This is a genomic window from Emticicia sp. CRIBPO (assembly GCF_009905725.1).
Lineage (GTDB): Bacteria > Bacteroidota > Bacteroidia > Cytophagales > Spirosomataceae > Leadbetterella.
In genome coordinates this window covers 178,358-200,192 of the sequence record NZ_JAAAKV010000011.1, presented here as the reverse complement: position 1 = coordinate 200,192, position 21,835 = coordinate 178,358, and the positions used below count along the sequence as shown (strand labels likewise).

Annotated in this window: 22 protein-coding genes; 3 read left to right on the top strand and 19 right to left on the bottom strand. The window is 46.3% G+C overall.

Going from position 1 to position 21,835, the window contains the following annotated elements; all coding sequences use genetic code 11:
• Window positions 1-1,071 carry an efflux RND transporter periplasmic adaptor subunit gene (locus GVN16_RS21795; protein ID WP_166566071.1) on the top strand — a complete coding sequence of 357 codons (1,071 nt, stop codon included), beginning with the start codon at window positions 1-3 and terminating at the stop codon, window positions 1,069-1,071.
• A gap of 131 nt (window positions 1,072-1,202) precedes the next feature.
• Entirely contained in the window at window positions 1,203-1,832 is a 630-nt protein-coding gene (locus GVN16_RS21790; protein ID WP_166566070.1) for a nitroreductase family protein, read from the top strand.
• 131 nt (window positions 1,833-1,963) lie between these two features.
• Here GVN16_RS21790 and GVN16_RS21785 read toward each other — a convergent pair whose 3' ends face one another.
• The 8 genes from GVN16_RS21785 to GVN16_RS21750 all read right to left on the bottom strand — a co-directional run bounded on the left by GVN16_RS21785 (window position 1,964) and on the right by GVN16_RS21750 (window position 8,201).
• A complete protein-coding gene (locus GVN16_RS21785; RefSeq protein ID WP_166566069.1) occupies window positions 1,964-2,374 on the bottom strand; it encodes a hypothetical protein in 411 nt (136 codons plus the stop codon).
• A gap of 57 nt (window positions 2,375-2,431) precedes the next feature.
• Window positions 2,432-3,145: a CPBP family intramembrane glutamic endopeptidase gene (locus tag GVN16_RS21780; protein ID WP_166566068.1), complete on the bottom strand. Its 714-nt coding sequence runs from the start codon at window positions 3,143-3,145 to the stop codon at window positions 2,432-2,434.
• 48 nt (window positions 3,146-3,193) lie between these two features.
• Entirely contained in the window at window positions 3,194-3,784 is a 591-nt protein-coding gene (locus tag GVN16_RS21775) for a Crp/Fnr family transcriptional regulator (protein WP_166566067.1), read from the bottom strand.
• Between the two features lie 12 nt (window positions 3,785-3,796).
• Window positions 3,797-4,942 (bottom strand): MFS transporter, encoded by a 1,146-nt coding sequence (locus tag GVN16_RS21770; RefSeq protein ID WP_166566066.1) that lies wholly within the window; start codon window positions 4,940-4,942, stop codon window positions 3,797-3,799.
• A gap of 16 nt (window positions 4,943-4,958) precedes the next feature.
• Entirely contained in the window at window positions 4,959-5,405 is a 447-nt protein-coding gene (locus GVN16_RS21765) for a hypothetical protein (protein ID WP_166566065.1), read from the bottom strand.
• A gap of 493 nt (window positions 5,406-5,898) precedes the next feature.
• On the bottom strand, window positions 5,899-6,543 hold the full coding sequence (locus GVN16_RS21760) for a hypothetical protein (RefSeq protein ID WP_166566064.1): 645 nt from the start codon (window positions 6,541-6,543) through the stop codon (window positions 5,899-5,901).
• Between the two features lie 2 nt (window positions 6,544-6,545).
• Entirely contained in the window at window positions 6,546-7,553 is a 1,008-nt protein-coding gene (locus tag GVN16_RS21755) for an LLM class flavin-dependent oxidoreductase (protein ID WP_166566063.1), read from the bottom strand.
• Between the two features lie 144 nt (window positions 7,554-7,697).
• Window positions 7,698-8,201, bottom strand: coding sequence for a hypothetical protein (locus GVN16_RS21750; protein WP_166566062.1), 504 nt, complete (start codon window positions 8,199-8,201; stop codon window positions 7,698-7,700).
• 408 nt (window positions 8,202-8,609) lie between these two features.
• Between GVN16_RS21750 and GVN16_RS21745 the strand changes: the two genes are divergently transcribed.
• The gene (locus GVN16_RS21745; RefSeq protein WP_166566061.1) at window positions 8,610-9,485 is read left to right on the top strand and encodes a PIG-L deacetylase family protein; all 876 of its coding nucleotides are present in this window, start codon (window positions 8,610-8,612) and stop codon (window positions 9,483-9,485) included.
• 48 nt (window positions 9,486-9,533) lie between these two features.
• Here GVN16_RS21745 and GVN16_RS26225 read toward each other — a convergent pair whose 3' ends face one another.
• From GVN16_RS26225 to GVN16_RS21695, 11 genes are all read right to left on the bottom strand, one after another.
• Window positions 9,534-9,668, bottom strand: a complete 135-nt coding sequence (locus GVN16_RS26225; protein ID WP_255490330.1) for a hypothetical protein — start codon at window positions 9,666-9,668, stop codon at window positions 9,534-9,536.
• Window positions 9,669-9,884: 216 nt separating this feature from the next.
• On the bottom strand, window positions 9,885-11,165 hold the full coding sequence (locus GVN16_RS21740; protein ID WP_166566060.1) for a Gfo/Idh/MocA family protein: 1,281 nt from the start codon (window positions 11,163-11,165) through the stop codon (window positions 9,885-9,887).
• Between the two features lie 309 nt (window positions 11,166-11,474).
• On the bottom strand, window positions 11,475-12,776 hold the full coding sequence (locus GVN16_RS21735) for an MFS transporter (protein ID WP_166566059.1): 1,302 nt from the start codon (window positions 12,774-12,776) through the stop codon (window positions 11,475-11,477).
• A gap of 41 nt (window positions 12,777-12,817) precedes the next feature.
• Complete coding sequence (locus GVN16_RS21730) at window positions 12,818-13,453, bottom strand: bifunctional 4-hydroxy-2-oxoglutarate aldolase/2-dehydro-3-deoxy-phosphogluconate aldolase (RefSeq protein ID WP_166566058.1); 636 nt, start codon at window positions 13,451-13,453, stop codon at window positions 12,818-12,820.
• Between the two features lie 20 nt (window positions 13,454-13,473).
• Window positions 13,474-14,493 carry a sugar kinase gene (locus GVN16_RS21725; protein WP_166566057.1) on the bottom strand — a complete coding sequence of 340 codons (1,020 nt, stop codon included), beginning with the start codon at window positions 14,491-14,493 and terminating at the stop codon, window positions 13,474-13,476.
• Complete coding sequence (gene uxaC, locus GVN16_RS21720) at window positions 14,493-15,893, bottom strand: glucuronate isomerase (RefSeq protein WP_166566056.1); 1,401 nt, start codon at window positions 15,891-15,893, stop codon at window positions 14,493-14,495. Before uxaC ends, GVN16_RS21725 begins: the two co-directional genes overlap by 1 nt.
• Window positions 15,894-15,967: 74 nt before the next feature.
• Complete coding sequence (locus GVN16_RS21715; RefSeq protein ID WP_166566055.1) at window positions 15,968-17,620, bottom strand: UxaA family hydrolase; 1,653 nt, start codon at window positions 17,618-17,620, stop codon at window positions 15,968-15,970.
• The gene (locus GVN16_RS21710) at window positions 17,617-19,131 is read right to left on the bottom strand and encodes a tagaturonate reductase (protein WP_166566054.1); all 1,515 of its coding nucleotides are present in this window, start codon (window positions 19,129-19,131) and stop codon (window positions 17,617-17,619) included. The genes GVN16_RS21715 and GVN16_RS21710 overlap by 4 nt, the downstream gene beginning before the upstream one ends.
• Before the next feature lie 4 nt (window positions 19,132-19,135).
• Entirely contained in the window at window positions 19,136-19,558 is a 423-nt protein-coding gene (locus GVN16_RS21705) for a nuclear transport factor 2 family protein (protein ID WP_166566053.1), read from the bottom strand.
• A 27-nt stretch (window positions 19,559-19,585) separates the two neighbouring features.
• Complete coding sequence (locus GVN16_RS21700) at window positions 19,586-20,581, bottom strand: zinc-binding alcohol dehydrogenase family protein (protein ID WP_166566052.1); 996 nt, start codon at window positions 20,579-20,581, stop codon at window positions 19,586-19,588.
• Window positions 20,582-20,726: 145 nt separating this feature from the next.
• Window positions 20,727-21,821 carry a glycoside hydrolase family 105 protein gene (locus tag GVN16_RS21695; protein ID WP_205748941.1) on the bottom strand — a complete coding sequence of 365 codons (1,095 nt, stop codon included), beginning with the start codon at window positions 21,819-21,821 and terminating at the stop codon, window positions 20,727-20,729.
• Window positions 21,822-21,835 lie beyond the last annotated feature (14 nt).

The window sequence follows — 21,835 nt, the reverse complement described above, 5'->3', positions numbered from 1 at the left end:
ATGAAAAATAGCGTATTAGTTTGGATTGGTTTTGCCGTGTTGCTGAACAGTTGCAGTGAAAAACCAAAAGAGAAAAAAGCTGAAGAAAAGCAGGTGGTGGAAACCTTTGCTTTGTCAAAAGAAAGCCTCAGTTCGGCACTTCACCTGCCAGGTGAACTGATTGCTTATCAGCAGGTGGATCTTTATGCCAAAGTAGCCGGGTTCGTCAAAACGATGAAGGTGGACCTGGGTTCTGAGGTGGCAGCGGGCCAGTTGCTGGCTACGCTGGAGGCTCCTGAATTGCTTTCACAAGTGTCTGCGGCCCAGTCGCGGTTACACTCTCAACAAGCCGTGCTGACCGCCAGCACAGCCACATATAACCGTTTGCTCGAAACCAGCAAAACTCCCGGAACAATTTCTTCCAATGACCTGGACATTGCCCTGGCCAAAAGAAACGCAGACCAGGCCCAGCTGGAAGCAGCAAAAGCCTCTGTCAATGAGATCAACACCATGATGACTTACCTGCAGATCAGGGCACCGTTTTCAGGAGTTATTACCGCCAGGAATGTCAACCTGGGAGCTTTTGTAGGTCCGGCGGGGAAAGGTTCTGAACAGCCGCTGTTTACTATACAGGAGCAAAAAAGACTGAGGCTGGCCGTTTCTGTGCCGGAAAACTACACCAGTCTGATTAAGAATGGTGACGAGGTTAAGTTTACCGTCAGGTCATCGAACGATACTTTGAAAGCCAATGTGAGACGTCTGGCCGGTGCTCTGGACCTGAGACTGAGATCTGAGAAAATCGAGATCGATGTATTTAACCCGAATAAGAAGCTGTTGCCGGGTATGGTAGCTGAAGTAACCATTCCATTGGGAAAAGCTGAAAGTACCTTTACCGTTCCCGGTTCTGCCATATTGAATGGGGGAGAGGGCGTTTATGTTCAGAAACTGACCAATGGTAAAGTGTCCTGGATAAAAGTTAAAAAGGGAAGGGAAGTCAACGGAAGGGCCGAAATATTCGGAAACCTTGCAGAAGGCGACAGCATCGTGACCAAAGCCAGCGAAGAGCTGAGAGAAGGCTCAACCATCAAGTAGAATCCACTGCCAACATCTTCATTTTGTCAGCCGGGATCTTCCGGCTGACACATTCAACAGATTTATCACCCTGAAAGCTACGCATCCCGATTGCCGGGTTGTGTGTGGTTTTCTATATATCAACAAACAAAATGAGTTTATTAGAAGCGTTAAAATGGCGTCATGCCTCAAAACACATGAACGGGCAGGTAGTGCCCGAAGAAAAAGTAGAAGCCATCCTGGAAGCGGCGAGGTTGTCGCCCACCTCCAGCGGACTGCAGCCTTTTGAAATCCTGGTGATCACGAACCGGGAGCTGAAAGAAAAGATATTACCCATAGCCAACGGCCAGCAGGTCGTTGTCGGGGCTTCTCATTTGCTGGTTTTTGCGGCGTGGGACAACTACACCGAGAAACGGCTGAATGATTATTTCGAATTGTCGGTCAGCCAGAGAGGTTCGTCACCTACCACAGAGGCTTATCGCAAAAAGCTGATTGAGATGTATGTTCCGCGTGATGCCGGACAAAACTATGCTCACGCAGCCAGGCAAGCCTACATTGCCTTCGGTTTAGCCATCGGCGAGGCTGCCATGGAGAAAGTGGATACCACCCCGATGGAGGGCTTTAATGCTGATGCTCTTGATGAACTTCTGGGTCTTAAACAGAAAGGTTTACGAAGTGTCACCATCCTGGCCCTTGGCTACAGAACCCCCGATAAAGACTGGAACGCCCCGCTGAAGAAAGTCAGAAGAAGCCGTGAAAGTTTTGTGACGGAGTTGGTTTGATGAAGAGCGTTTTACCATTAAGGAATTAAGAGCATTAAGACTTAATGTCCTTAATTCCTTAATGGTTCTTTACTTAGAAACTGAATTGAGCAAGTTCGTCAGAAACCGCCTGCAGCTGGCTTAACAACCTCCTAAACACCCTCCTTTTTAAATATCGCCGAAAATAAACTGTAGCTCAGCAACCCGGTCAGTACGCTGGCGGAAATGTCCCAGAGATCGATCGGTTTCCCGAACATGGGCTGGGCAATTTCATAAATAATAATCGAAATAACCAGCAGTTTGATCAGGGGCCGGCCGTGCATCGGGCTGTTGGTGAGCAAGGCTACCGGAATAAATATAGCCGCGATCGCACCCAGTGAATTTCCCAGGGTATCGGCAATATGGAAGTCATTGATCGAGTTGGCGTAAACCCATGGCCGGTAATAAGGCCGCCCTGCGAATTCGTAAATCATCAGGGCAGTGATACCAACCAGGAAATTGATCAGTTTGTATTTTGAGAATTTCCAGTTGACTAATTCTTCTTTGAGGTCTGCTAATGTCATGGCTTGGAGGCGTCAGGTTAATCCAAAATTAAACATTTTCACCTGATTTTCAAGTGCTTATTTGTTCAGTACCTGCAAAATAGCCACCATCGCCGAAAGGATTACCAGCCAGTGAAGTATAATATTGATATACAGCTTTTTAGTCAGAAGGAAGAGCACGCCGAAAACCAGGCCCCAGATCAGGAACCACCAGAACTGATTGACGGATTTTAAACCGTGCTGAAAAATGAACGGAACAGCCGCAAGAATGACAGCCAGCCATTTATTAATTCGGTAACTTTCCAGGGCTCTGATGGCAAACCCCCTGTAGGTAAATTCTTCCGAAAGCCCGGCAACCAGTCCCATGGCGATGAAAATGATTCTTTCTGTTGTGGTTTTAGGAGTAAGATTGGATAAGTCCGAAAGGGATTTTAGTTTTTCAGGATCTAAACCGGCGTCTGCAAGAGTCATTTCAATAAAAATCAGGAGACAGACGGCAAATACCAGGTAACCTGAAATGAGGTAGATCACTTGTTTTTTGCTGTGTGAAAATCCGATGTTCTTCCAGCTCCAGCCGAAGGTTTTCAAAACCTTTGCAATGATCCATATCTGTAAAATGTACCAGCCGGTAATGATAAGCCAGAAGGTGCTGAAAAAATCAAGTCCGGCATTGGTGAACAGGGATTTCTTCAAAAGTAATAAAGAGATGAGGGTGGAGATTACGGGCAAGCCGATCAAAACCAGGAGCGTTCTACTGAGGGGTAAATTGGGCTGTTTTTCTGTATTTTCCATATTGAAAAGTTTATTGATACGGCAAACTTAGTTTCGGAAAACAGGAAATCACTTACCATTTGGTAAGTCGCGGATTTTTTCTGCCCTGATCCGGCTCAGGCTTTGCGGCGTAATGCCCAGATAAGACGCCAGATACCGCAGCGGCGTGCGTTCAATGTTCTTTTTGGTCTCGAGTATGCCGAGGTATCTTTGTTTGGCGGTCAGGGTAAGCAGGTCTATCTGTTGCTGCTGTTTGGCAAAGTAAGAAGATTCAAGGATCAGCCGGGTGACTTTCTCGCCATGATTGCCGGCTTTAAAGGTTTCCTGGAAATTGGCATAAGGAATCCTGAAGATTTTAGCGTCTTCAAAAAGCCTGATTTCAATCGGGGTGGGTTTCTGCATTATAAACGACATATAGTCGCAGATGAATTCATTCTCAAAACTGATGTCAATGCAAACGAAATTGTTCTTTTTCCAGACCAGGCTGCCACCGCTGCCCCTGATGAGCAACGTCAGGTATTTTTCGGTCATATTAGCCTCTTTCAGGATGGTTTCTTTCGGGAATTTCCTCACTTCCCCGAGCTTCTCAAAGTTCTCCCACACCTGGATATTCAGGTCGATAAACGGGTCGAAGGTGGCTTTCAGGAATTGTGCGATCATCAGGAAAATTGTTTAATGGTCCACTTTCTCCTGTTTAAATCCGAAGGCTACCACCAGCAGGAGCAGGCTGATGAATACAAAAGCGGTCGGTAGTGAAGACCAGTGAGCAATGAACCCGATCATGGCCGGTCCGGCCAGCTGACCCGCATAGCCGAGTGTTGTCACGGCCGGTAAGCCCGAACCCGCCGGAATGCCCGGAAAGCTGCCCGCCCGGCTGAACAATATCGGCACAATGTTAGCTGCACCTATGCCTACCAATACAAAACCAGTCAGCGTAACCCATCCGTGAGGAACGGCAACCGCCACAAAAAAGCCTGCCGAGGCCACGATACTGCCGTATAGCACCACATTGTTCTGACCGATTTTGTGAATGATTTTATCACCCGTAAGTCTCATGACGGACATGGCGACAGAAAAGGCCGCAAAACCCAGTCCTGTCCGCGAATCGGCAAAACCCCTTTCAAATTTGAGGAAAACCGCACTCCAGTCGAGCATGGCCCCTTCGGCCAGAAAGCTGATGAAACATAACAAGCCGAGAATAATCAAAGGGCCTTTAGGTAAAGCAAATGAAGAAACGTTTGACTCCGGACTGGCCGAATGAGGGAGTAGCAGTCTGAACTGGCTCAAAGTAATCAGCAAAATGGCTATAGAGATGGCTATCGCAGCATTGACTGGATCAAGTCCCATATCCATCAGGAAACCTATTCCGAAAGAGCCCAACAGTCCCCCGACACTGAACAGGCCATGAAATGAAGACATGATATGCTGCCCGTATTTATCCTGGATAATGACCGCCTGGGCGTTCATGGCCACATCGATAGTACCGATGGCTGCCCCGAAAACAAAGAGACAAAACCCTAATGCAATGACCGTTTTGGAAAATAACAACAAGGGTAAGAACAGGGCAATCATGATACCTGCCACAAGAATGACTATTTTGCTGCCATACTTCTGTATCAGAAAGCCCGCCAGCGGCATAGCAATAATGGCTCCGGCACCCAGGAATAGCAGTATAAGGCCCAGATCGGCCTCATTGAGCATCAGCCGGGTTTTGGCAAACGGCACCATCGGCACCCAACTGGAAATGCCGATTCCGCAAACCAGGAATATAAGATTGATAGCCCTTCTGGCCGTTTTGACAGCAGGTGGTATACTCATCAGGCGGTGGTGTTGATTAGCGGCAACTTGTTTTTTTGAGGCTCAAGTTTTCGGAGAATTTTAATGAGCTGATGTCTTTGAATTTACTTTTTCCATCCACTTCCACCGACTCCCCGAAGCCCTCTTCCAGTCCTTCGTCAGTTTTCAGAAAAACCACCTGACGTACCGATTCCACCCCTTCCGATTTGAATGTGTAATCCGCGATCAGGGTATCGCCTTTGAAAACGCCGGAAATACTGCCCCTGTTGGCATCTTTTTCATAAAACTGGTAAGAAAGCATTCCTGTAATCTGGTCGCCGTTCAATACTATATTTAGCGTTACCGTGTCTTTTTCTGTCTGATAAAGATAACATTGGCTGGTTTCAGCCTTTTCTTTTACGTCGGTTTCTTTTTCTTCTTTGCTGGTCTGACAAGCAACGATAAGCGTCGCAAAAAACAGGAGGGCAAGTAAAGCAGTTTTCATAGTTTCAGATTTGATGGTGTTCAAATTTAGGGAATAAATTCCTGATTGCAATTTAAAATGAGGCTAATGTAAAATTCGTTGGGGCGATGTAAGTTCGCGTTGGGGCGATGTAAGTTTACGTTGGAGCGGTGTAAGTTTACGTTGGAGCGGTGTAAGTTTACGTTGGAGCGGTGTAAGTTTACGTTGGAGCGGTGCAAGTTTACGTTGGAGCGGTGTAAGTTTACATTGGAGCGGTGTAAGTTTACGTTGGAGCGGTGTAAGTTTACGTTGGAGCGATGTAAGTTTACGTTGGGGCGGTGTAAGTTTACGTTGGAGCGGTGTAAGTTTACGTTGGAATGATGTAAGTTTACGTTGTAGCGATGTAAGTTTACGTTGGAGCGGTGTAAGTTTACGTTGGAGTGATGTAAAGTTACGTTGGAGTGATGTAAGTCTCCCTCAGGCAAAATCCTGTAAATCCTGGAATCCTGTCAAAAAAATAATCAGAAAAGACTTTCTAACTGCCGGACAGCTCCGAAATAATATTGTCGATAAGGCCTTGTTCTTCAGGGTTTAAGCATCGGGCAGCGTTCAGGTAACCTAGGGCACTGATGAGTGGATTCCGGTCGGTATCATGGTAGCCCAGGTAAGCAGGCAAAACAAAGGACAAAGGCCTCAGGTCTTTTCTTTCACACCACCGGTCTATGAGTTTATCCAGTACTTCAATCCTGTTTTTTTCAATACCCATTCTTTTTAAACCATGGCTTATCCCGCTTCTGATCATTTCAGCATACGGACCGGAGCCGAGATGCCCGCAGCTTTCTTCCGCCAGGGTATAATACTTTACGGCCTCTTCCTTCTGAGCCAGGTTTTCATAAGACTTTCCCAGGTTCAGGTAAAGAGAGGGCAGAAGATTTCCGATCTGTTGACTTTTAAGGTTCAGTGCCCGGTTTAAAGATTCCAGGTTCCATCTGAGGTTGTCTTCGGGGGTTTCCTGGTGCCTGGCCAGGTAATGTGCCGCTATAAAAGCTTCATAATCATCACCCGCCAGGTTCCAGGCTTCCTGAAATTTCTGATGAGCCAGTTTCTTATCGCCGCTCACTTCCAGGTTCATCCCTTCGGCACAAAGTTTTACAACAGTATTTTCAGGATCAATCGTCATGATCAGAATTCATTCAGTCCGAAAGCCTCAGATAACAATTCGAATGAGCGGAAACGGTCGGTGGCGTTATCCGTCATCGTAGAAATGATGATCTCATCCACATCGAAATCATTCGCCAGCTGGGTCAGTTTTTCTTTTACCTGGTCAGGTGTACCTGAAATGATCCTGCCGCTGTTGTATCTCAGACGATCCAGTTCCGGTAAGGTAAACTGGTATTTTTTGATAGATTCCGGATCTCCGAAATCCTGGAAGTTACCCTTCTCAAACTGCACGAAAATATAATCCATGTATTTTCTCATTTCCCTCGCTTTCTCCTCCGTTTCTCCGCAGATCACAAAAATAGAGAGCAGGGCATGCGGCTTTTCAAATGAAGCAGACGGCCTGAAACTCTTGCGGTAAGTATCAACGACAGACGGCGTAACGAATCCGTTAATGAATTTGGCAACTGCCAGTCCTAAACCGAACTTGGCAGCAATCTGGCTGCTTCCGCCGCTGGAACTCAGGATCCATTGCTGTGGCACTGAAACAGCCTGTGGTACCGCCAGAATCGGCCCGTGTTCTGTCTCTGCCGTATCTCTGAAAAAATGCTGAAGATGGTTAAGTTGCTCCAGGTAATTGCCCTCACTGAAATCATTGGAAGGGTTTAACAAAGAAGAAGTTAAACGGTCTGTACCCGGTGCCCTTCCCATCCCCAGGTCGATGCGGCCGGGGAAAAGGGTTTCCAGCATCCGGAAGTTCTCAGCCACCTTTAAGGCACTGTGATTCGGCAACATGATACCTCCTGATCCTATCCTGATATGTTTGGTTTCGTCAGCCAGTTTTACCATCAGCACCTCGGGTGTGGATCCGGCAATACGGGTGGAATTATGATGTTCAGAAACCCAGAAACGATGATAACCTAGTTTTTCTGCCAGTTTGGCGGTGGCGATGGTCTGGTCTATGGCTTGTTTTGCAGTGGCCTGATATGATACTACGGACTGGTCCAGTACACTCAATTTTATTTTGCTCATTATTTATGCTTTGAAGTATAGCATAATAACAGCAGGGAGTACTTTTGCATTCATTCCGGCCCGATAAATCGCACTTATTTTCGGTGACAAACAAGTAACTACTCTTAAACTCTGACTTTCAAAAAAGTAGTTTTTTCTGCTTCTTTAATTCGAAAACTTACGCCATCCGAGGTAAATCAGTCCGAACAGCACCACAAAAATGAGAAGCAGGGAAGTGAACGGCAAATAGGAGAAAACAACAATGTGGACTTTTTCCAGCAACCACATCAGGAACATCGTGGTGAACAACATGAACCAAAGCCCTGATATCCTGCCGAAGCCGGGAATCAGGCTTAGATCGACATTTCTGCGAATAATAAATATAGTAGCCAGCATCACAATGATGGGGAGTATCTGGATAAACACGTCGGACTGGAGAATGTCCCTTCTCTGGAACATGAAAAAGTAAATGTTCAACGCTACAGCAAAAATGCCGGGTACACTCACCAGGTAAATCAAAACGGCATACACATATTTCCAGGGAGAAAGGTGCCCCTGTCCTCTGCCGAAAATTCCTGCCAGAATAGCGAACACCGGAATCATCAGGAACCAGAAAAGCAAAGTGCCTGAGTGCTCGCCGATACGTTCAAAAAGCTGTTGTAAAGTCATCGTCAATTTGATTTTGACAAATGTAAAACGATTTTTTAAGAAAAGAGGGGTGGAGGGGTTTTTAAGATAGTATTTTTCGATTTAGTGGTGAATAGTACTGGCATACATAGATGATGAATATGCCGCCCCTACAGGGCTTTGGGTCATTGGTGTAGGGGTTAAGTTACCAATGTTTCGCCCCGCCGGGGCTGGGAAGGTTCGTAATAAAAGAACCGTGTCTTCGTACCTTCGTGGCTAAAATTTGCCGGAAAATAGGCCACGAAGATGCCAAGGCACGACCCGTTTTCTTCGCTTAAAAACGAAGTAATGTTTTGCCTGAGGTTAAACGGCCGATAATTTATGGCAAAAAGAAGACCTGCTTATTCCGGAATTGTTTAACTTTATCAAAAACCTTAAAACAATATAACTATGTCAAAACGTGTCCTTTTAATTGTCTGCTTATTCTTCGTCAGTTGGCTGACTCAGGCCCAGAAGCCCCTCAGAATTATGATGATCGGAGCCCATCCCGATGACTGTGACCTCAAAGCAGGCGGGATAGGCATTATGTTTTCCAAGATGGGACATTCGGTTAAATTCCTTTCCGTCACCAACGGCGATGCCGGGCATCAGAGCGAAGGCGGTGGGATGCTGGCTAAAAGAAGAGCGGCGGAGGCCAAAGAAGCAGGAAAACGTTTTGGTGTGGAATATGAAGTACTCGACAACCATGACGGTGAACTGATCCCGAATCTCAACGTCAGGTTGCAGATCATCCGTAAGATCAGGGAATGGGATGCTGATGTGGTCATCGCTCCGAGGTCAAATGACTATCACCCCGATCACCGTTATACAGGTATATTGGTACAGGACGCTGCCTACCTGGTGGGCGTGCCCAATGTCGCTCCTGATACCCCGCCACTGAAAAAGAACCCTTATTTTCTTTATTTCCAGGACCATTTTCAGCGACCTAACCCTTTCAGACCGGACGTAGCGGTAGATATTACCTCCGTTTTTGAGCAAAAAATATATGCTTTGGATGCCCATGTATCGCAGGTATACGAGTGGCTGCCGTGGATTGGCGGATATCTGGACCAGGTACCGAAAGGTGACGCCGAAAGAAAAACATGGCTGGCCAAAACCAGAGCTGTGACCATCACACCGGAAGTCAGAACATCACTTGAAAAATGGTACGGCAAGGAAAATGCAGCCAACGTAAAACACGCAGAAGCCTTTGAAATTTGTGAATACGGTTCAAAACCGACGGAAGAAGATATTAAGAGGTTGTTTCCGATGCTTAAATCGCGTTAAGCAACAAAGGAAGGTGTGATTTATATAGAAGAATCCGGCGATTGAATTTCATTTCTGAGATAAATCCCGGATTTTTTTTGATGCTTTATATTCAGAAATAACACGGCTTATTTCCTCCTTCTCATGCTGTTTAAGTGGTTTGTTAACAACAAACAAATCGATTTCATCTTTGTTTTTTTTCATTTTATCGGATAATTATATGCTTGTGAATTTTGAAAAGAAGATACAAATTTTTTACGGAAGAGAAAACACTTTTTGTTTGCATCACACGAAATATTTCCTGATTGCAGGTTCACCAGTTTTGAGTGTAAGATTGATAGCCCACAACGTTAATCGTGGGCTATCAGGAATTCTAAGGATTTTTAAGCTAAAAGCTAACCGCTAAACAGCCAAAAGCTCCTAAATCAAATCCCACTCCTTACGATATGGCCTGAACAGGTAGCTATTCGCTTCTTTATCTCCTTTGAATTTCTCTTTTTTAGGATTCCAGTGCAGCTCCCTGCCCAAACGGTAGGAGATGAGTCCCAGGTGCATAGGCATGGTCATTCTTCTGGCATATTCGAGGTTGGATTCCGGTTCGGTCCTGTTTTTAACGGCATTGACAAAATCCTGCTGATGCCCTGGAGACCTGATGATCGTGACCGGCACTTCCGGCACATCTTTCATCACCACACCGTTAATGGTAATCTCTTTACTGCCATAGTCACAGATCAATGTGCCTTTGTCCCCTTCAAAATAGGCACCGATGCCGCGGCTGGCTGCTCCCGGTACATTAGGCGGGGTAGAAGTCCAGTGAATTTTCAGGTCATCGAATTCGTAGTCCACATCAATCCATTTCGGAGCATCGCCCACGCCTTCAGGCTTTTCTCCTTTAGCTTTGATTTTTCTCAGGTTCTGAGGATTGATCGACATCCAGACGATATCGGCAATATGGCACCAGAAATCCTGGAAAACACCCCCGGAATACTCCAGGAAATACCGGTAGGTAAAATGACATTTCTCCGGAGAATACTGAGAATAAGGGGCGGGCCCGAGCCACATGTCCCAGTTCAGTTCACTTGGCGGGGTCTGGAAATTGGAAGGTCCTAAAACGGGCGGGAAGCCTGTTTTCCAAAGCCTTACGGTATGTACTTTTCCGATAGCCCCGGCCTTGATGATTTCGGCAACCCTGTGATAGTTATCGCCCGCGTGTATCTGCGTACCCAACTGGAAAACGCGGTCGTATTTTTTCTGTGCCTTCAGCATTTTCTGACCTTCTTTTACGCTGAACGACAACGGTTTCTCTCCGTAAACGTCCTTTCCAGCCTGGAATGCCAGGATGGCGATCTGGGCATGCCAGTGATCAGGGGTGGCACAGGTGATGGCGTCAATGTCATTCCTGTCAAGGATATGTCTGAAATCCGAATAACCTTTTACCTGGGTATTGGGTTGTTTCGTTTTTAATTTCTCGATCGTTGCATTCAGATGGTTCGAGTCTACATCGCATAAAGCGGCAATTTCGACTTCCGGAAGATTGGCAAACCAGTTCATGTGGTTATTGCCCATACCCCCCAGTCCTATATGAGCTACCCGCAGCCTGTCGCTGGGAGCAGCTTTCCCTGCCAGAGAAGGCAGGATCGTAAAACCTAAAGCAGCAAGACTGCTTTTTTTAAGAAAATCACGGCGGTTTAATGCATTCATTTTTTAATGTTAATCAGGTTGAATATTTTATTGGAAAACGCAAAAAGTAGAACGGAAAAAGGAACAGGCAATACGATGATTGTTATTTAATTCCTTACAGACGAAGTTATAAAAAAAAGCTGTCAAACGGATACGTCTGACAGCTTAAATTATTAATATTTTTTAAAAACATGATTTTGAAAGAAAAACCGTCCGGTTTAAGGTAAAAAGGAAGACGTTTTCCTTGTCCGAAATTGCCATCTGGCCTTACAGCCTTTCTACTTCCTCCGTTTTCCTTCCTCCGTTTTGCTTTCTCCTTTTCCTGCCTTCTTACAAATCAACCTTCTTCATCTTAGGAACCAGGAAGTGCATCACCAGCCAGGCCAGCAGGTAGGCTGCACCGCAGATAAAGAACATGATATAGTAAGCCGTTTCGATCTGTCCGATGGAACGGTAATACACAAACATCTTTTTCTGTACCAGCATTGAAAGCAGGATACCGCCGAGAGCTCCGAACATACCGCCTATACCGACAACAGAAGCCGTGGCTTTCTTAGGGAACATGTCAGAAACCGTGGTGAAAATGTTGGCACTCCAGGCCTGGTGGGCCGAAGCAGCAACACCGATGATGAACACGGCCAGCCACATGGACTGCTGCCCCAAAAGCTGGGCAAAAACGATCGGTAATACAAAGAACGCGAAGATCAGCATGGAAGTTTTACGGGCTCTGAAAACCGGCCAGCCTTTCTGGATAAAGAACATAGGCAGGTAGCCACCTCCCACACTTCCGATGGTAGAGATGGTATAAACCACAGCCACAGGAACTGCAATGGCAAGAGAATCAAGTCCGTATTGGCTTTGAAGGAAATCCGGCAACCAGAAAAGATAGAACCACCAGATCGGGTCGGTGAGAAGCTTTCCGAGAGCGAATGCCCAGGTTTGTTTGAATGTCAGCAATTTAAACCACGAAACCTGTTCCACTGCAGCTTCTGCATCAGGCTGAACCTCGTCCATGTCTGAATGTATGTAGTCATACTCAGCCTGGGATAATTTAGGGTTTTTATAAGGTTTTTCATAAAAATACAACCAGAATGCCAGCCAGATAAATCCTAGCATACCGGTGATGATGAAGGCCCATTTCCAGCCCCAGTAATCAGCGATGTAAGGAACAGAAAGAGGGGCTACAATGGCTCCGACGTTGGTGCCGGAGTTAAAGATACCTGCCGCCAGGGCTCTTTCTTTTTTTGGAAACCATTCAGCTACTGCTTTAATGGCAGCAGGGAAATTACCGGCCTCAGTAATACCCAGGGCGGCTCTTACGGCACCGAAACCAAAAGTAGTACTTACAAAAGCATGGGCCACGGCGGCAATACTCCATAAGGTAGTAGCCAGGGCATAACCTATTTTAGTGCCGAGTTTATCAATAATCCTTCCGGCTCCGAGCATACCGAAAGCATAGAAAAGTTTAAAGGCAATTTCGATGTTGGCATAATCGCCGTCATCCCATTTGAGTTCGGCAGAGAGGGTCGATTTCAGGAGGGCGATGACCTGCCTGTCCAGATAGTTGATCGTGGTGGCAAAAAACACCAGCCCGCAGATGGTCCATCTGTATTTTCCGATTTTGTTTTCCATTATGTAATGTTTAAGGGTTGAATTCTTATAAAAAAGTGTGCTTAAGACTTAACTATCTTGATGAGTGCCTTTACCTGACTGGTCAATTTACTCAAATCTTCTGTATTTTTAAACAATTGAGAACCAATTCCTACGGCATTCACACCGGCACCAAACCATTCTTTAAGGCTGGCTTCGGTGGGTTCAACCCCTCCGGTTACCATAATTTTAACATGGGGCATCGGTCCTCTGAGGGCTTTGACATAGCCCGAACCTACCACATTACCCGGGAATATCTTCACACATCCGGCTCCCAGTTTGGTGGCATTGTTGATTTCAGTCGGGGTCATCACACCGGGAATCCAGGCAATACCGTTTCTCTGGCAGATTTCTCCCACTTCGGGGCTGGTGCAGGGCTGCACGATAAAATCAACCCCCAGGTCAATGTATTTCTGAGCGGTCTCCACATCATAAATGGTGCCTATTCCCAGGATCAGTCCGGGACAGTTCTCTTTCGCAAAAGGAACCAGCTGCTCAAACACTTCCAGGGCTTTTTCTCCCCGGTTCGTAAATTCGAATACCCTGATGCCGCCATCATAGCAGGCTTTCAGGATGGCTTTGCTGAGTTCGGCATCCGCATTATAATAGACCGGAACGATGGGGTTAACAAGGATTTTATCGACAATGTCCTGATTCATATCTCTGTTCAATACCGGGTTTATCCGATGGTTAATAATTGTTCAACATCTTCAATGGTCTGGCTGGTGGCGTCGCCATATTCGTTTAATTTTCCGAAAGCCGCCGCCGCCGCAAAATTGATAACTTCATCTGATGGATGATTATGGTAAAGTCCGTAAATCAGACCACCCATGAAGCAGTCACCGCTACCCACTTTATCGATCACTTTTTCGGTCGTGAATTCCTCAGAAATCGTCAGCTGACCATCTTTATAAAGAGTAGTGTAATATAAAATACCGGACTCAAAAGCATCAAATCTGAAGGTGTTCGCCACGATTTTACATTTCGGAAACTTCGCAATGATCGCTTCGGAAGTTTCAAGGCTGTGTTGCAGGTACCTTTCCTTATCTGCTTTATTAACGGCTACATTTTCGTCAATATCAATGCCCAGCAGGGTATTTGCCGCCCAGATATTGCCCATCACAAGGTCACAGTACTGAACAAGCTCCGGCATCACTTCCACAGGTTTTTTGCCGTATTTCCATAACTTGGCCCTGAAATTCAGGTCAACAGAAATAAAGACACCCTTGGCAGAGGCGGCTTTCAGGGCTTCCAGGCAAACCAGTGCCGCGTCTTCATTCAAAGCCGGACTGATGGCACTGAAATGAAACCATGAAACACCATCCAGTACTTTGTCCCAGTCGATTTCTCCCGGCTTTAAACCCGAGAAAGAAGAATGGGCCCTGTCGTAAATCACCCCGGAGTTTTTAAGGTCCGCTCCCTGGGGGAGCATATAAATACCGATGCGTTCGCCTGTGTATTGAATAGGAGAGGTATCGATTTTTTTTTCTCTGAGATACTGGTCTATTTCGAGTGTCAGGGCATTTTCAGGCATGGCTGAACAGTAAGCCACCGGAACCTGCCAGTTGGCCAGGGCTGTAGCCACATTCAGTTCTGCTCCGCCGATGAAAGCAGGAATCCCGGCATTCCGGATCCAGCTACCTTTCATTTCGGGTGACAGCCTCAATAATATTTCTCCAAAAGCGAGTACTTTATTCATCAAAACTTGAAAAATTCCTTAGCGTTATTATAACATATATTCTGAACAACCTTTCCGGTCCAGATCAGGTCGTTCGGTAATTCTCCGTTTTCAATGTCATCTCCCAGGATGTTGCAGAGAATCCTTCTGAAGTATTCGTGTCTCGGGAAAGAAAGGAAACTTCTTGAATCAGTCAGCATACCTACAAAACGGGTCAGAAGGCCCATGTTCGACAGGGTGTTGATCTGTTTTTCCATCCCGTCTTTCTGATCCAGGAACCACCAGCCTGAGCCGAACTGTACTTTCCCGGCAATGGAGCCGTCGTTAAAGTTACCGATCATTGTGGCGATGACTTCGTTATCGGCAGGATTGAGGTTATAAATGACAGTTTTGGCCAGCTGGTCATATTCGTCCAGTTTGCCCAGGAATTTAGACAAAGCCTGAGCCTGCGGCCAGTCGCCGATGCTGTCCCAGCCTGTGTCGGGGCCCAGCAGTCTGAGAGCTCTTTTGTTGTTGTTTCTCAGGGCTCCGAGGTGAAACTGCTGCGTCCATCCCAATTCAGAGTACATGATGCCCAGGGCATGGAGAATAGCTGATTTGAATTCCAGGGCCTCTTTGTCAGAGATCGGATGACCGGCTAAAACGTGTTTGAAAGCCTTATCTGCTCCTTCTTCAGTATAATCGGCCGCATAAATGTACTCCAGACCGTGATCGGAAAGTTTGCAACCCAGGGATGCAAATTCATCTGCTCTTGCCCTGAGTGCTTTCAGCAGGTCATAGAAATCCTTAATCTCATGTCCGAAAACAATGCCCAGTTTTTCTACCGAGTGTCTGAAATTCGGGTGGTCGATCAGGATGAACTTATCCGGTCGGAAGGTCGGCAGCATTTTCAGGCCTGTGCCTTCCTCTTTTTTGAATCTTTTGTGGTGTTCCAGGGAGTCGAGCGGGTCATCGGTGGTACAAACCACTTCGACATGCATGTGCGATAATAAACCCCTGGTCGAAAATGTAGAACCCTGAAGCATTTCAGAGGCCTTGTCATATATCTTTTGTGAAGACACCGGGTTCAATACGTCTTTGATACCGAAATAACGCTGAAGCTCCAGGTGGGTCCAGTGATAAAGCGGGTTTCTGAGGGTATAAGGAACGGTTTCAGCCCATTTCGAGAACTTGTCATAGTCAGATGCATTTCCTGTGCAATACTCTTCTTTGATGCCGTTGGTACGCATGGCTCTCCACTTGTAATGGTCGCCGTAAAGCCAGGCATGGCTCAGGTTATTAAACCTGATGTTATCGGCAATCTGATCCGGCGGCAGGTGATTATGATAATCAATAATCGGCATCTGCTTCGCAAACTCGTGATAAAGGGTTTGTGCCGTTTTTGTTTTTAACAGGAAATTATCATCTAAAAAAGTAGTCATGATAAAATGGTTGAATAGGCCTGGCTGACCAGGCGGGTTTGTTTATGTTCTATTTTGTCGTATCTGATTCATAATTAAAGTGAAACCCCTCTTTTCCATGGGATAAAGTCTTCCTGCCCGTTTTTAACAGACCAGGCTTCTTTTTCGCCGCTGGCCACACTGATGAGGAAATCCAGGATACGCTCTCCGGCCTCTTCGATGGTTTCATCTCCTTCTATAATGGATCCGGTATCGATATCAATGATGTCCGGCATTTTCTTCGCTAATTTGGTGTTGCTCGAAAGCTTGATCACCGGGGCAATCGGGTTGCCGGTCGGTGTTCCCAGCCCTGTTGTAAACAAGACGATATTGGCTCCTGATCCTACTTCTGCTGTGGTTGATTCCACGTCATTTCCCGGCGTGCAAAGCAGGGTTAAACCCGGTTTCGTTACTTTTTCAGGATAATCCAGGACGTCTACTACCGGGGAAGTGCCTCCTTTTTTTGCTGCTCCTGCCGACTTGATCGCATCAGTGATCAGTCCGTCCTTGATATTACCCGGCGAGGGGTTCATGTCAAAACCTGATCCTACAGACTTGGCCCTCGCATTATAAGTGGTCATCAGGCTGTTGAATCGCTCAGCAATAGAAACATCCACACAACGATCACCCAGTTCCTGCTCTACGCCGCAAAGCTCCGGAAACTCGGAGAGGATCACAGATCCGCCCAGGGTCACCAGCAAGTCTGAAGTGTAGCCGATGGCAGGGTTGGCAGAAATGCCTGAGAAACCATCAGAACCGCCACACTCCAGTCCTAACACCAGTTTGGAAAGTGGTGCAGGTTGACGGGTGATTTTGTTGGCTTCGATCAGTCCGGCAAAAGTTTGTTTGATCGCCTGGCTGATCAGGGCTTCTTCAGTGCCTACCTGTTGTTGTTCTACAAAAAATATCTGGCGGCCATTGGCCCCGCCACGTTTTTCGATCTCGTCCTGCAGCATACTGTATTGTGCATTCTGACATCCGAGGCTCAATACCGTTGCTCCGGCCACATTCGGGTGGGTGATGTACCCGGCGAGTAACCCGCAAAGGGCCTGGGCATCCTGACGGGTTCCGCCGCAGCCCATGTCATGCGTCAGGAATTTAACTCCGTCGACATTCGGGAACAGCTTTTCAGAAGCTTTTTCGTCGCTGGTGACACTGAGGTCACTGTTGATGATTTCTTCTGTGCTTTTACCGGCTTTGTATAGTTCTATGAGCTGACGGGTCTGCTGATGGTATTTCTGTTTTTTATCATAGCCCAGGTCTTTGTTCAGAGCTTCTCTCATCACGTCCAGGTTCCTGTTTTCACAAAAAACCATCGGCAGCACGATCCAGTAATTACCCGTTCCGACAGATCCGTCGGCCCTGTGGTAGCCATTGAAAGTTTTGCCTTCAAATTTCGAAATGTCAGGCATATTCCACTCCAGCTTTCTTTCACCGATGGCAAAATCATTGGCTGCATGTTTTACATTGAACACATTGATCCAGCTTCCTTTTTCTATGGTTTGCTGTGCTTTTCCGACCAACACACCGTACATGATGATTTCATCTCCGGCATTGAAAGTATACTCAGCAAATTTATGCTTGGCTGCGACATCATCTTTCAGTGTAAATATCTGATTTTCAAATGATATCTCTTCCCCGGCTTTCAGGTCAGTCAGGGCTACGATGACGTTATCATCGGGGTGAACTTTTAAAACTCTTTTTTTCATTCGGTTACTAATAATGGTTTGTCTTTTATACCTGAAATGAGATAATAAACCCCTTTGGATTCAATTAGATCAAGGTAAAGGACAATTTCGTCAGCAAATCTATTCAGTTTATTTAAGTTTTGCCCCCATATAAATTCATTTTCTAATACTTTTTTGACATATTGTTCGGTAGAGTGATCTTTATCTGATAAGTTATAGAAAACCTGTGCGGCCGGATCCTGTATAAGATAACGCTCATTATCAGCATTTCCGTAGTATTGATCTCCTGTTTTTTGTGTCGTTTTCATCAACGCGATGCAGGCAGCAATACCCGTAGCCATGTGCTTCGGTGCTGTTCCGTACCGATCGTAATACCTCAGCAAAAGAGGCACCACCCTGTTTTGCATCTTTTGAGTATAATTGACGGATATACTCAGCCACTGATGGTCTATATAAGGATTTTTAAACCGGTCGATGACCTGCAGACCGAATTTTGCAGCGGCTTTCTGATCAATTCCCGGGGGAAGTGCCACGGCTATTTCAGACAGCATCAGGTCACGTACAAATGTAAAGAAATGAGGGTCTTCCATCGCTTCACGCACAGTCTTGAAGCCTGACAATAAGGCCAGTCCGCAGGTGAGGCTGTGGGTGCCGTTGAGCAATCTGAGTTTCAGCTCTTTGAATTTCTCAATGTCCGGTTCTATCACCACGCCGGGATGGGCATCTGCAAAAGTCAGTTTTGAACGCACATGTTCATCGCCCTCTATTGCCCATAGGGCAAATGGTTCTGAAATTACACACAAGTCGTCGGTGTAAGGCAATTGCCTGATGATTTCTTCTCCTGCAGTGCCTTTCGGCGAACCCGGCACGATCCTGTCGACCAGTGAATTACAGCAGACGTTGGAGTTCTCAAGCCAGTCGATAAACTCGGTTTCGAGGTTATTGAGATGGGCGAGCTCGTGGAGGATGGCTTCCAGTTTTCTGCCGTTGTTTTCAATCAGTTCTGCAGGAACAATGATCATGCCCATCGCGGGATCACCCTTAAAGACCTTATATCTTTCATATAAAAAAGCCAGCACTTTTCCGGGGAAAGACTGCGGCACCCCTGCCGAAATATCATCCTGCAAAAGCTGGATACCTGCTTCTGTTGTATTCGAAATGATGATCTCCATGTCAGGGTTGGACGCACACTTTATAATGTCGTTCCATTGCTCAGATGCCGACAATACCCGGCTGATGGCCGTACAGATAACATTTTCTTCTATGATTTCTCCTTCTTCAATACCTCTCAGGCAAAGGGTATATAAGTGATCCTGCTGATCAAACAAACCGGCGTTTCCCTGATCTGTTGATTTAACGACCACGACACGCCCGTTGAAAATGCCTTTTTTATTGGCCTGATCTATAAAATAATCCGGCAAAGCCCTGAGCAGGACTCCGGTACCGAATTGCAATACTTTTTCGGGAAGGTTTCTTAAAGCATGATAATCAACCCCCTGATGCTGCAGGGTTTTGAAGGAGAGACGGTTCATGGTTTTAAACGAGTTTCACAGCCTGCCTGGCCAATAGTTTCCAGCCTCCTTTTCCTTTTACCCAAACTAAAAGAACTTTCAGTTTAACGGTATTGGCTACCCCGCCGTCTTTGATATCTGCTTCCAGGATATGACGTACAGTGGCTGTTTTACCCACTATTTTGATTTCAACGTCTTTGGTTTTGATGGTGATAAAGTCCGACTTGCCACTCACAAGGGCTTCTATAAATTCTTTCTGATTTTCAATTTTACCGCTTGAGTGCCCGTAGCTCAGTTCAGGAAGGGTAAGAGCCTCCAGGCCGGCTTGTGTCGGGTTTTCCAACTGCCGAAGTAGCGTGTTAACGGCTTCGTCCACTGTTTTTTGCTGAGCATCGGCGTTTATCGTAAAGACAAAAAGCACACTCAGAATCATCACAATCGCTTTCATATGTTATTAAGTTTAAAGGTTGAAATACTATACCGTAATTACTGCTTTTACCAGGGTCTGATCCGTAAGCAAGCCGTCAAATGCAGTGATGACTTCTTCAAACGGGATCTCCCTCGAAATCCATGATTGTACATCTATTTTCTTTTGTTCCAGCTGTTCAATGATGTAGGTGAAATCGGCCGGGAGACTGTTTCTCGAAGCCAGTATGCTCATCTCTTTCCGGTGGAATTCCGGATCAGGGAAAGCATAATCACCCTGGAATAAACCGACAAATACCAGTTTTCCTCCATGTCCGACATATTTAAAGGCATTTTTCATGGAATGGGGATTGCCGGTGGCATCAAAAACAACTTCAAAAGCCGATTCGAGCCCTTCAGGAATGGCATCGGCCTGGATGAATTCGTGGGCTTTATTGTATTTTTTACAGAAAGCCAGCCTGTCCGTATTCAGGTCCATGATGGTCGTCTGAGCTCCTTTGATCATGGCAAATTCCAGTACCGAAAGCCCGATGGGCCCGGCTCCGATCACCAGTACTTTTTGTCCGGTTTTGATCTCAGCCCTGTTGACCGCATGGCAACCGATGCCCAGGGTTTCGACCAGGGCCAGTTCTTCATAATTCAGGATGGCTGAAGTGTGCAGTTTGGAGGCCGGGACCTTGATGAATTCAGACATTCCGCCGTCTACATGCACGCCGAGCACCCTCATTTTTTCACAGCAATTGGACTTGCCGTTTTTGCAGGCCATGCACGATCCACAATTGAGATACGGCTCTACCGAGCACTTGTCGCCCACTTTCAGATGTTTCACATGGGCTCCCAACGCGACCACTTCCACGCCCAGTTCATGTCCGAGAATCCTCGGGTAAGAAAAGAAGGGCTGTTTGCCTCTGTAAGCATGGTAATCTGTGCCGCAAATGCCAATTTTGTGGATTTTTATCAAAGCCTCATCTTCTCCCGGTTCTCCGGGTGCTTCGATGTTCTTTTGTTCAAATTTGCCGGGTTCGGCCAGACTGATACTTTTCATGTGTTAATGGACAACGGAAAATGGAAAACGGTTAAAGGAAAATGGACAAAGGAAAATGGTAAAGGGAAATGCATGTAGTCATACCGGACGAAGAATAAGGAAAAAGGTTTTTTCTTTCTCCTTTCTTCATATTCCATTCTCCTCCTTACTTCAATTTAATAACTTCAGAACCTGCCAGCAGGTAAGCTCCGCTCCCGTATACTTCCCAGCTTTCGGCGTCAAAGTTTCTTCTCGGGTCAGCTCCGATTGGTTGTACCCAACCTACTTTGCCGTTTTCCTGCACCAGGGTATTTAAGCCTTCCCATCCTTTTTTGATGGCAGGCAGGTAGGTTTTCTTGTCCAGGATACCGTTGTTAACTCCCCAGGCCATGGCATAGATGTCAAATCCAGAGCCACTGCCTTCGCCACCCGGGTAGGCTGCCGGATCAAGCAGACTTGAACGCCACAAGCCGTCTTCCTGCTGAAGCTCGAGTAATTTCTTGCACATTTCTTTGTAGTTATTCAGGTAGAACGCCCTGGTAGGGTGATCTTTCGGAAGTTCTTTCAATAGTTTCACCAATCCGCCTACTACCCAGCCGTTGCCTCTTGACCAGAAGATTTTCTTGCCGTTAGATTCCAGTTTGATGTTACCGTTTTTGTCTTTAAGATAAGACGCATCTCGGGCAAAAAGGTGTTCTTCGGTATTATAAAGCAGGTCATAACATTCCTTGAAAAACTTGTCACTGGTGGCCAGCAAAGACTTGTCGCCGGTTTCTTTGGCCAGTTTGGCAAAAGTAGGAGGGGCCATAAAAAGGGCGTCGCACCACCACCAGCTGATGCCGTGACGGGCTATTTCGTTACCTGGAGTCGTCTGTACTTTTTTTAGGGTATCCAGGGTAGGACGGATCATTCTTTCGTCTTTTTTGATCCTGTACAGGTCTATGTAAGTCTGGCTGATGGTAATGTCATCAGCGTGGTCGAATCTTTTGCCCGGTTTCCACTGGGTTCTTTCACCCATGGCCATCAGTGAGTCCAGGATCCATTGTTTTTTGGTGGTTTCATAAGCGGCGAAAACACCGGTATAAAACGCCCCATTGGTCCAGTCGGTCAGCTGATGTTTAGGATTGCCCAGCTGCCATTTGGTGACTTTCTCCATGCGGGCTTTGATAAAATCCGGCTTGAAAACGTCTGTTTTCTGAGCAAACAGTGTGGTGTTGATCAGGGTAAGTAAGAGAATAAAGAGCGACTTTCTTGTTTTCATTTTTTAAGGTATTA